We start from the raw sequence: 10,768 nt of genomic DNA, 5'->3' as shown, positions 1-10,768 counted from the left end.
AAAACTCGAAATTCAGGCTATATAAAAAGTTTTGTTTAGCAAGAGGTAATATATGTTAAAATTACAGGGCGCATTTACAGCCATGATTACACCGATGAAGTCTGACTGTTCTGTTGATTATGAAGGCTTTAGAAAAACTGTAAAATTCCAGCTTGAGCAGGGCATTGACGGTCTTGTTCCTCTTGGAACTACAGCAGAAACTCCGACTCTCGACGAACGTCCGGGACAGGAAGAAGACCAGCTTATTTCTATTGTAATGGAAGAAATTAAAGCGTTTGAAAACGCAACTGGAAAACATGTTCCTGTAATTTTAGGAGCAGGCAGCAACAACACAAAAGATGCAGTTATTTACTGCGAACGAGCAAAAAAAGCAGGCGCAGACGCCGCGCTTGTTGTTACCCCATATTACAACAAACCTTCAAAAGAAGGCATTTACCAGCACTTTGCGGCTGTAAGCAAAGTTGGAATTCCAATCATAGTATATAACATTGCCGGAAGAACTGGCGTAAATATTACAACAGATACACTTGCACGCATTGCGGAGCTTCCGAATATTGCCGGCGTAAAAGAGGCAAGCGGCAATATCAACCAGATGATGGAAGTAATTGCCACAATCAAATCAAAAAAGCCGGACTTTGCAGTTTTGAGCGGAGACGATGCGCTTACACTTCCTTTAATTTCTGTCGGCGGCGACGGCATAATATCAGTAGTTTCTAACCTTGCGCCTGCCGCAGTCGTAGAAATGGCGCATAAGGCTCTTGAAGGTGATTTTGACGCCGCGCGCAAGGCTCATTATAAATTGCTTCCGTTCTTTAAAGCTGCCTTTGTTGACGGAAACCCTACATCGATCAAATACGCAATGAGCGTAAAAGGCATGCCGTCCGGTCCATGCAGGCTTCCTCTTGCGGAAGTAAACGATGGCGCAAAAAAAGTGATAGAAGACGCTCTGAAAGAGTGCGGCCTGTAATCAAAATCACGAAAACGCAAAGACAGGCTTGCAGTAAACGGCTGTCTTTTTATGGGAGATAATAATATGGAAAGAATAAATGTTGGTGTTTTGGGCGCGACTGGAATGGTCGGCCAGAGATACATCAAATTGCTGGAAAACCATCCGTGGTTTAAGGTAACCTATGTTGCGGCAAGCCCGCGCTCGGCTGGAAAACTTTATCCTGAAGCTGTAAAAAACCGCTGGCTTATTGGAGCTGATATTCCTGATGATGTAAAAAATCTTACTGTTCAGGACGCAAATGAGCCTAAGCTTGCGCTCGGAAAGTGCCGCTTTGTCTTTTCCGCGCTCGAAATGGGCAAGGACGAAATCAAGGCTTTGGAAGCGGCTTATGCGGCAGAAGGAATTCCGGTTGTTTCCAATGCGAGCGCGAACCGCTGGACAGAAGATGTTCCTATGCTGATTCCTGAAATCAACTATTCTCACCTTGATGTGATTGCCGAACAAAAAAAGCACCACGGCTGGGACAAAGGATTCATCGCTGTAAAGCCGAACTGCTCTTTGCAGACATATATGATTCCGATTTTCGCTCTTATCAAGGCAGGCTACCCTGTAAAGAGAATGACTGTAACAACTTTGCAGGCTGTTTCCGGGGCTGGCTATCCGGGAGTTTCTTCGTTCGATATGATTGACAATATCGTGCCTTTTATTGGAGGCGAAGAAGAAAAGACCGAGAAAGAATGTCTTAAAATTTTGGGAACTGTGAAAGGCGGAAAGATTGAAAATGCTTCTGAGCCTGTTGTGTCTGCGACATGCACACGTGTTCCTGTAATCGACGGACATACTGCAAGTGTAAACCTCGAATTTGACCTTCCAGAAGACAAAAAGCCTTCTATTGAACAAATCTTAAAAGTCTGGGAAGAATTTGCTTCTCTTCCTCAGGAGCTGAAACTTCCTTCTGCGCCTGAGCATCCGATTGTATACCGCGAAGAAGAAAACCGCCCTCAGCCGCGCCGCGACCGCGACACAGAAAAGGGAATGGCCTGTGTAATCGGAAGGCTTCGCAAATGCGGCGTTTTTGACGTTAAGTTTGTAGCCCTCAGCCACAATACAAAGCGCGGCGCCGCTCTCGGCGGCATCTTGAATGCAGAGCTCTTAAAGGCAAAGGGCTTTTTTGACTGATCAAAAATAACAAAACGAAACAGGGGCTTTCTGCGTTTTGCGGATAAGCCTCTTTTTTTGGAGAAAAATATTATGGAAAAAACATTTCCGCTTAATAGCGAAGAACTAAAAAAACTTACACAAACATATCCGACGCCATTCTATCTTTACGATGAAAAAGCGATCCGCGAAAATATGCGCAAATTTACAAAGGCATTTTCGATTTTTCCGAAATTCCGCGAGCACTTTGCCGTAAAAGCCTGCCCTAATCCTTACATTTTAAAGATTCTTGCGGAAGAGGGGTGCGGAGGCGACTGTTCCAGCCTGCCGGAACTTATGCTCTGTGAGATTGCAGGAATCAAAAAAGACAAGGTAATCTTTACCTCGAACGAGACTCCAGCTTCTGAGTTTAAGTATGCGTTTGCAAACGGAAACATAATCAATCTTGACGACTTTACCCATATCAGTTTTTTGGAAAAAACTCTTGGAAAACTCCCAGAAACACTTTGCTTCCGGTACAATCCAGGCTCTGCAAAACACGGATGCAATTCAATAATCGGAAAACCGGAAGAAGCAAAATACGGACTTACACGCGAGCAGATGATCGAGGCATACAAGGTTGCAAAAGAAAAGGGCGTAAAGCATTTTGGACTTCATACTATGGTGGCTTCGAACGAGCTGAACCCGGATTTTTTTGTTGATACAGCAAAGCTTGTATTTGAGCTTGCAGTGGAAGTAAAGCAAAAATGCGGTGTAAACATTGAGTTTGTGGATTTAGGCGGAGGACTTGGAATCCCTTACAAGCCGGAGCAAAAGGCCGTAGACTACGATGAAGTGGCAAAAGGAATCCGCGCCGAATATGACAGAATTATTGTGCCTGCAGGACTTGACCCTCTCGGAATTTACTGGGAATGCGGACGCCCTATTACAGGACCTTACGGCTGGCTTGTTGCAAAGGCAATTCACGAAAAGCACATCTACAGGGAATACATAGGCCTTGATTCTTGCATGGCAGACCTGATGAGACCAGGCATGTACGGCTCTTACCACGAAGTTACTGTAAGCGGAAAAGAAAACGCGCCAAAAGACCATGTATACGATGTAGTAGGCTCTCTCTGCGAAAACTGCGACAAGTTTGCAGTTCAGAGGAAGCTTCCAAAAATCGATATAGACGACCTTGTAATAATCCACGATGCAGGAGCGCACGGCCGCGCAATGGGCTTTAATTACAATGGAAAATTAAGATGCGGCGAGCTTCTTTTGCGCGCAGATGGCACTGTAAAAGAAATCCGCCGCCGTGAGACAATCAACGACCTTTTTGCAACACTTGACCTAGAAGGCGTTGAAAACTTTAAATAACCAGAATGTCGAGTTTTGATAAGAGCAGTAATTTAAGTGTCATTCCCATGCTGCGTCACGGGAATCTGTTGGAAAATTTCAATAGATTATCGGGTCAAGCCCGATAATGACAAGATGTCAAGCCCGATAATGACATTGGGATCAAGCCCGATAATGACATTGGGATCAAGCCCGATAATGACAAGATGGCAAGCCCGATAATGACATTGTGGTCAAGCTGGGTAATGACATGGGAGGCAAGCCCGACATGACATTAAATTATAAAACTCGAAGTTTTGGCTAAATAAAAACAAAAATGCAAAGCCAGCCTGGATAAAAAAGTCCGCTGACTTTGCATTTTTTTATTCTTTTATTGTTACAGTAATTTTGCTAAAACCCGTAACTGCGTTTTTTAATTCCTGAGTACCGCGGATAGAAGTTCTAATTCCAATAAAATACTTTTTGTCTGCGGCAAGGTTGCGCGGAAGATGGAATTCAAGCATTTTTGGACTGTTTGTCGTAATAAATTCTTCAGGAACCTTTATCCATTCCTGCTCGTCCTTGTTTGCAGAGTTGTCTTCGAGAAGAGGTATAAAGAATATGCCGCTGTTCTCGCCTCCAACTTTAAGTTTTTTCCCTTTAATCCTTGCGCTGAACGTTGCCTTGAGAACGCCTTCCGCATAGCCGGAAACAGGGTTTTCTATCTGGGTAATCTGAGGAGCAGAATCGACCACTGTAGAAACAGCGGCCGTAATTTCCTTTAAGGTTTCGCGCAGCTCTTCGTTTGTTGAAAATCTTGCCTCAAAGCCTGTTATGGATTCGGCCTCTGGATTAAGAGACTGCACTGAACTGATTGGGGCAATGTAGAGCTTGCAGATTTCCATAATGTCTACCGCAAATCCAAGCTTGGCCTGCTCAAGAATTTCTTTTTTTAGAAGCTCCATTGCATGTCCGACTTGATAGCGGTCTATTCCCTGGTTATGGGCGGCGATAAGGTCTAAAATCTGGTCTGTTGTGATGGTTTTTCTTGGAACACGCGCAATGTATGTGTTTTCTTTAAAGTTGCAAGGAGTCAATGTGACTGCAAAATTTGTGTTGCGTTTTGAATCAATGTTTATCATAATCATAATTCCTTTTTTTTAAGGTTAGAATTTTAAGTTGGCAATAGTTGTTTTGGCAACGCCAGTTACTTTTCTATTGACTTGAAAAAACTGCAGAATATTCTTATGATGTAACAGTAGACTTACAACTGTGGATATTCCGCAGCGCTGTTTATAGACCATTTATCTGATGGCAGTCAGTTAGATGGTCTTTTTTTCTTCTTTCAATTTAGGTTCCTCCGATAGTTTTAGTATGGGAAATATAAGATTTTTTCTCGTTTATTCCCACAATAAAGTTAATAATAAATCTATGAAATCATCAAGTAAAAAATGCAAAATTTTTAAGTTTTTGTTATAGATTTGTTAAAATTTTATGAATTTGCAGCCGTAAACTCGCAAAGCGCAATGTTTTTTAGAAAAAACATTCTTTTTTTTGCCAAAATAAGATAGCCAAGGCAAGCATTTTTGTTATAAGAAGACGTTCGTGCGCGCGATTTACAGACGCGTGAGCATAATGCTTGCAGCCGTGCAACTGAACTGCTTGCAGTCGCGCAGTTGAGCTTCTTGCAGTCGCGTGGGTGCGTCTCTTGCAGCCGTGCAAGTGAACTTCTTGCGGTTGCGCAGTTGAGCTATTTACAGTAGCACAGGGTATGCTTCTTGCAGTAATACAGGGTGTGCTTTTTACAAGAAGCGCGTGTGTGCTTCTTATAGTTGCGCAGTTGAGCTTCTTGCAATAGCACAGGGTGTGCTTCTTGCAGTCGCGCGGCTGAGTTTCTTACAGTAACACAGGGGATGTTTCTTGCAGCCGCTCAAGTGTTCTTCTTACAGCCGCAAGTGTGTGCGAGTTAAAGCTTGCCAAAATTCGGCATTCACGCCATTAGCTACAAAAATAAATAATTTTATGCTATAATATTGCTCCGATAGTCTTTTAAATTCGGCACATATTCTTAAGTTCAATTTCGAATTTTACTGTCATTATCGGGCTTGACCCGATAATCCCACTGCAAACAGATTGCCGTGTTAAGCACAGCAATGACAGTTATTTAGAGATTGCCCGGTCAAGCCGGGCAATGACAGAAAAAAGGTAAACCGTGCAATGACAGAAAAAAGGTAAGCCGGGCAATGACAGTTTCGCTGGCATTGCTATGGAATTGTAAAAATTAAAATGCACATCAAAATAATTTTTTTTAGACAGAATACATATCCTGATGTATAATCAATCTTAGCCTTTTAGACTTTCTTATAAAGACAAACTCAAAGGAGAATATTTTATCATGAAAGAAAAAACTGTTTTAAATACCGAAAAACGCAAGAGCCTTGTGATTCGGCTTGTTCTTTTTGTAGGGCTTTCAATTGTGTGTTTTAATTTTCTGCAGATTGTTATAACAGGAGAAATTACAAAAAAATCCACACTTGAGGATTCTGCGAACGACTACGCAGTTGTGGCGGCGGCTTATTCGCAGGTAATTTCAGAAAAGATAGAAGCCTATTTCTATGCCATGAATTTCTATGTGAATTCGGACATGGCTCTGGAAGGAACTTTTGACGAAATGCGCCAATGGCTTGTCTCTCAGGAAGATCAGCGTATATCCGAGTTTGACTACATAATGCTTGCAGGCCCGGACGGAACCGCCTATACGGACACAGGAAAAACCATTGATATTGCCGATCGTCCTTATTTCAAGGCGATAATGCAGGACGGAAAGACGAGTTTTATTGATGATCCTGTGGTTTCAAGAACAACGGGGCAGTCTGTAATTCACGTAACACGCGCGATTGTGCGCAACGGAAAAAACATAGGTCTTTTTTCGGGAGTAATGCAGTCAAAGCATTTGGGCGAGATTATCAGCAATATAAAAGTTGGAAACACAGGATACGCATTCGTTCTTGCCGATGACGGAACTGTAATCTCCCATCCGAACAAGGACTGGATAAATAAGCGCAACTTCCTTACAGGCTATTCTGTAGGACACGAGGACATGGGCGAGCTTGCCCAGCGGATGGTGGACGGCGAAACAGGGCACGCCTGGCTAAAAGGAATTTATGACGACCTTGAATTTGTAAGCTTTACGCCGGTAGAAGGCACTTCATGGTCAATGGCAGTTTCAATTCAGCAGAAGGAAATATATTCTTCAATTTCTTTAATGATGGGGCAGATGGCTTTGCTTTCTCTTATAAGCGCGATTCTTCTTGTAAGCATAGCAGGCTTCCTTATGTACCGCGCAATAAAACCATTGAAAAAACTTGACGGGGCAATAACAAAAATCGCTTCTGGCAACGCCGACCTTACACAAAGAATTGAAATAAATTCCAACAACGAAATCGGATTTGTTGTAAAAGGATTCAATAAATTCGTTGGCAAGCTGCATGAAATCATTTCCGATGTAAAAACTTCCAAAAGCGAGTTGAGCAATGCCGGCGAAGTTCTTGAAGAAAGCACTCAGGACGCAACCAGCGCTATTACGCAAATTATTGCAAACATTGGAAGCGTAAGAAATCAGATTGTTAATCAAAGTTCAAGCGTTGAAGAAACTGCTGGAGCTGTAAACGAAATCGCTTCAAATATTTCTTCACTTGAAAAAATGATTGAAAATCAAACCGCCGGCATAACACAGGCATCTGCCGCAGTTGAAGAAATGCTTGGTAACATTTCTTCTGTAAATAAGTCGGTTGACAAGATGGTCTCTTCTTTTGAGGAGCTTCAGTCGGATACTCAAAATGGTTTTTCAAAACAGCAGATTGTAAACGAGCAGATAGAAAAGATTGAAAAACAGTCCGCTATGCTAAAAGAAGCGAACGCAACAATTTCTTCAATCGCAAGCCAGACAAATCTTCTTGCCATGAACGCCGCAATCGAGGCCGCGCACGCAGGCGAAGCCGGAAAAGGATTCAGCGTTGTTGCAGACGAGATCCGCAAGCTTTCTGAAACTTCTACTGCGCAGTCAAAGACAATTGGTTTGCAGCTGAACAACATTCACGAATCTATAAACGAAGTTGTATCTTCTTCTGCGGAATCCAGTGTCGCATTTGAAAGCGTTTCAAAGAAAATCAAGGACACAGACCAGCTTGTTCTTCAGATAAAATCGGCAATGGAAGAACAGGCGGAAGGCTCTAAGCAGATAAACGAAGCTCTTCATTCTATGAACGACAGTTCTTCTGAAGTGCGCAACGCATCCTCTGAAATGTCTGCCGGAAACCAGGCGATTCTTGAGGAAGTAAAACGGCTTCAGGATGCCACAATGGTTATGAAGGAAAGCATGGACGAAATGGAAATCGGCGCAAAGAAGATAAACGAAACAGGAGCCGCGCTTGGCGAAATATCTTCAAAGGTAAAAGGTTCCATTTCAAAAATTGCGGATCAAATTGACCAGTTTAGCGTTTGATTTTTAAGCCCCTGTCATAAAACTGTGTAAATGGCAGGGGGCATGCAACTGTTTTTAGCCATCGTAAGGGCTCATCGGCTTTTGATAAAACAACTGCAAAATTTTCAGCCCAATGCTAACAAAGTTGACTTTGCCGTGCTTGGCATCGTAATCTGTTGCAAAGTTTCAATAGATTATCGGGTCAAGCCAGATAATGACATTAAATTATAAAATTCGAAATTAAGGGTATTTAGTCTTTCTGTTCCTAGCTGTCTGATAAAAATAATGTTAAAACTCCGGCGGACATAAAAAGTCCATCTTTTGTTTTGTGCGCGGATGTGTAAAAGAAAGTTCCGAGGCGTGCAGCAATAGTCTTTCGCCTTTTTCGCAGCGGCCGTAAAGTGTATCTCCTATGATTGGAAGCCCGAATCCGTGGATGTCTGCCGCCGCAAGTCTAAGCTGGTGTGTGCGTCCTGTGTGCGGAATAAAGGTTACCCTGGTTACGGGGCGCCGGCTTTTGTCCGGAGCGGTGTAGTATTCAACGTTTTCTATCTGCCACTGTGTGACTGCGCTTTTGCCGTTTTCTCTGTCCCATATTTGATGAGGCCTGTTCTCTATATCCAGACGGAAAAACAGTTCCATAGTTCCGCTCTTTTCTATTCCCTTTTTTGCAAGAATTCCGTCTATGAGGGCAATATATTTTTTGTGAACTTCCCTTGCTTCAAACTGGCGGTTTAATTCTCTGTGCGCTTCTTTTGTAAAGGCGAGCACTAAAAGTCCGCTTGTTTCCATGTCCAGTCTGTGCACTGAAGGCTGTTCTATGCAGTCTGGAAAAAGTTTTTTTACTCTGTTTACTATGCAGTCCTGTTTTTCCGGTCCTCGTCCGGGAACGCTCAAAATTCCGCTTTGTTTGTTTACTACTATTATGTCGCTGTCGCGGTATAAAATTTCAAGGCCTAAGATTGCTGGAAGAACAAGGGAGCAGCGGCTGTCGCAGGGCGGGTAAAGCTCTGTTTTTTTGCCGGGATGTTCAATCTGTGCTGTTTTGCCTTTTAGGGCAAAATGTATTTTTGTTTCTGCCATGCTGAGAGGAACAAGCGAGTTTTTAAAGGCGTAGCTTAAAAGTTTTGGAGCGCAGCAGTCGCCTGTTCCTGTGGGCGGAAGTTTTTTTGTCTTTTGGTAATCTATAATATCTAAAAGCTTGCGCTCTTTTTTGTCTGCGCAGCAGAATGAGTATCTGTCAAAAACTTTTAAAAGAGAAGCGTCGCAGAGTTTTTCGCGCTGTTTTTTTAATTCTGCTTGCTTTTGAGGCAAAACCTCTTTTTTTATTTTGTCCGTAAGCTCGTGAATTTCAAGGTCGTTTTCTTCCAGGGCCTTTTGAATCTGCTCGTTGGAAACTACTGGCTCAACAAAGATTCCCGGAAGCTCGCCTCTTAAACTGCAGCTTATGCCCGAAACTGCAATCAGATTTACAAATTCGCCTTCTTTTGCGTCTGTTTTTTTGCAGACGAGCACACCGAGCATCACGAGAGAACTGTTCCGTTCGTCAGAAGGTTTTGAGTTGCGGAGCAAAGCTATCGAGCCGCCGCCGAGTTTTTTCAAGATGTCTAAAACTACGCCGGCGGCTTTTTCTTGTTCAAATGGAGGAAACAACTTTATTTTTTTAAGAGGGCTGCAAACGGATTATAGGTATCTCCGTCGTCAGAATCTTGAGATTCAAGATATGTTTCTGCTTCGCTGTCCTGTTCTGCCGAAGTTGCCGGAGAAAGAGATATTCTCTTGTTTGCGGCATCGATTTTTTGAACAACTACGTCAAATTCTTCTCCAACTTTAAACTTTTTGCTCAAGTTTGTTGTTGCGCTTACGTCTTCGATTTCGCTTATATGGACAAGACCGTCGATTCCTGGCAAAAGGTTTACAAAAAGACCGAAGCCTGTGATGCGTGCGATTTTTCCGCTTGTTTTCTGTCCTGGCTTTAGATTTTCTGTTACGCTTTCCCATGGATCTTTTTCGAGGGCTTTAAGGCTCAAGCTTACCTTTGAGCGGTCTGGATGCTGCGTGTTCCAGTCTGCCTTTATTATTTTTGCTTCGATTTTCTGTCCGACACTCAAAAACTCAGAAATGTCATTTACGCGCTGGTGGCTGATTTCGCTGATTGGAAGAAGAGCCTGAAAACCGTCAATATCTACGAATGCTCCGTAAGACTGGATTGATTTTACTGTTCCGCTTACGATGTTTCCTTCGCTTAGTTTTCCTGAAAGCGCATTTACCTTCGCATTTTCTGTTTCTTCTTCGAGCTTCCTGTTGGAAACAATGATGTTTTTTCCTTCATTTTTGAATTCGCTGATTAAAAATGTCATTGTTTTTCCAATGTATTCTGAAGGCTCCAGACGGTTTTTGTAGCCCATTTGGCTGTAAGGGCAGAATGCGCGTGTCTGTCCGAGTTTTACTTCAAAACCGCCTTTGATTTCTTTTTCTACGTGTCCTTCGACTGGAAGTGCGTTATTGAAAGCGTTTTCGAGAATCTGGAGCCCTGCGTTTTCGCCTTTGATTTTTGTCGTAAAGTGGAGTTCATCGCGGCTTGAGCCTACAAAATAGACTTTTACCTTGTCGCCTTCTTTTACAGTGCAGTTTCCGTTTTCATCGGTAAAATCTGCCTTGTCTACAAAACCCTCGCTTTTTAGTCCGAGGTCAATAAAAACTGTGTCTCCAGAAATCTGCACAACTGTTGTTTCGATTTCATCGCCTGTATTGAATTGCGTCATTTTTTTGCTTTCCTTTTTAAATTTGTTTTTTTTAGTTTGAATGTCGGTTTTTTATTGTGCGCTTCTGCGCACGGCCTGCCACTATGTGGCAGGGAT

7 protein-coding genes are annotated in these 10,768 nt (G+C 42.8%); 4 read left to right on the top strand and 3 right to left on the bottom strand.

The window, feature by feature from the left end; genetic code table 11:
* Positions 1-52 precede the first annotated feature (52 nt).
* The 3 genes from dapA (at position 53) to lysA (ending at position 3,466) form a co-directional block, all read left to right on the top strand.
* The gene (dapA, locus tag B2X33_RS08655) at positions 53-967 is read left to right on the top strand and encodes a 4-hydroxy-tetrahydrodipicolinate synthase (RefSeq protein ID WP_296020701.1); all 915 of its coding nucleotides are present in this window, start codon (positions 53-55) and stop codon (positions 965-967) included.
* A 66-nt stretch (positions 968-1,033) separates the two neighbouring features.
* On the top strand, positions 1,034-2,128 hold the full coding sequence (gene asd / locus B2X33_RS08650) for an aspartate-semialdehyde dehydrogenase (RefSeq protein WP_296669038.1): 1,095 nt from the start codon (positions 1,034-1,036) through the stop codon (positions 2,126-2,128).
* Between the two features lie 72 nt (positions 2,129-2,200).
* Positions 2,201-3,466, top strand: a complete 1,266-nt coding sequence (lysA, locus tag B2X33_RS08645) for a diaminopimelate decarboxylase (protein ID WP_296669037.1) — start codon at positions 2,201-2,203, stop codon at positions 3,464-3,466.
* 341 nt (positions 3,467-3,807) lie between these two features.
* On the opposite strand, the gene B2X33_RS08640 is transcribed toward lysA, so the two are convergent.
* The gene (locus B2X33_RS08640) at positions 3,808-4,566 is read right to left on the bottom strand and encodes a DUF4469 domain-containing protein (protein WP_296669035.1); all 759 of its coding nucleotides are present in this window, start codon (positions 4,564-4,566) and stop codon (positions 3,808-3,810) included.
* A gap of 1,253 nt (positions 4,567-5,819) precedes the next feature.
* Here B2X33_RS08640 and B2X33_RS08635 point away from each other — a divergent pair.
* Positions 5,820-7,928, top strand: coding sequence for a methyl-accepting chemotaxis protein (locus B2X33_RS08635; protein WP_296669034.1), 2,109 nt, complete (start codon positions 5,820-5,822; stop codon positions 7,926-7,928).
* Positions 7,929-8,195: 267 nt separating this feature from the next.
* Here B2X33_RS08635 and B2X33_RS08630 read toward each other — a convergent pair whose 3' ends face one another.
* Positions 8,196-9,509, bottom strand: coding sequence for an RluA family pseudouridine synthase (locus B2X33_RS08630; RefSeq protein ID WP_296669032.1), 1,314 nt, complete (start codon positions 9,507-9,509; stop codon positions 8,196-8,198).
* Positions 9,510-9,562: 53 nt separating this feature from the next.
* Positions 9,563-10,672 (bottom strand): 30S ribosomal protein S1, encoded by a 1,110-nt coding sequence (locus tag B2X33_RS08625; RefSeq protein ID WP_296020655.1) that lies wholly within the window; start codon positions 10,670-10,672, stop codon positions 9,563-9,565.
* Positions 10,673-10,768: the final 96 nt, after the last annotated feature.

The sequence above is a fragment of the Treponema sp. UBA785 genome (genome assembly GCF_002297065.1).
Lineage (GTDB): Bacteria > Spirochaetota > Spirochaetia > Treponematales > Treponemataceae > Treponema_D.
The sequence above is the reverse complement of the archived record's forward strand: the minus strand, read 5'-3'. Positions and strand labels throughout refer to the sequence as shown.

What these genes read in the sequence shown, in the direction of transcription:
- lysA (WP_296669037.1), top strand. Translation starts at nt 2,201, where the DNA reads ATGGAAAAAACATTTCCGCTTAATAGCGAAGAACTAAAAAAACTTACA.
- B2X33_RS08625 (WP_296020655.1), bottom strand. Translation starts at nt 10,672, where the DNA reads ATGACGCAATTCAATACAGGCGATGAAATCGAAACAACAGTTGTGCAG.
- dapA (WP_296020701.1), top strand. Translation starts at nt 53, where the DNA reads ATGTTAAAATTACAGGGCGCATTTACAGCCATGATTACACCGATGAAG.
- asd (WP_296669038.1), top strand. Translation starts at nt 1,034, where the DNA reads ATGGAAAGAATAAATGTTGGTGTTTTGGGCGCGACTGGAATGGTCGGC.
- B2X33_RS08640 (WP_296669035.1), bottom strand. Translation starts at nt 4,566, where the DNA reads ATGATAAACATTGATTCAAAACGCAACACAAATTTTGCAGTCACATTG.
- B2X33_RS08635 (WP_296669034.1), top strand. Translation starts at nt 5,820, where the DNA reads ATGAAAGAAAAAACTGTTTTAAATACCGAAAAACGCAAGAGCCTTGTG.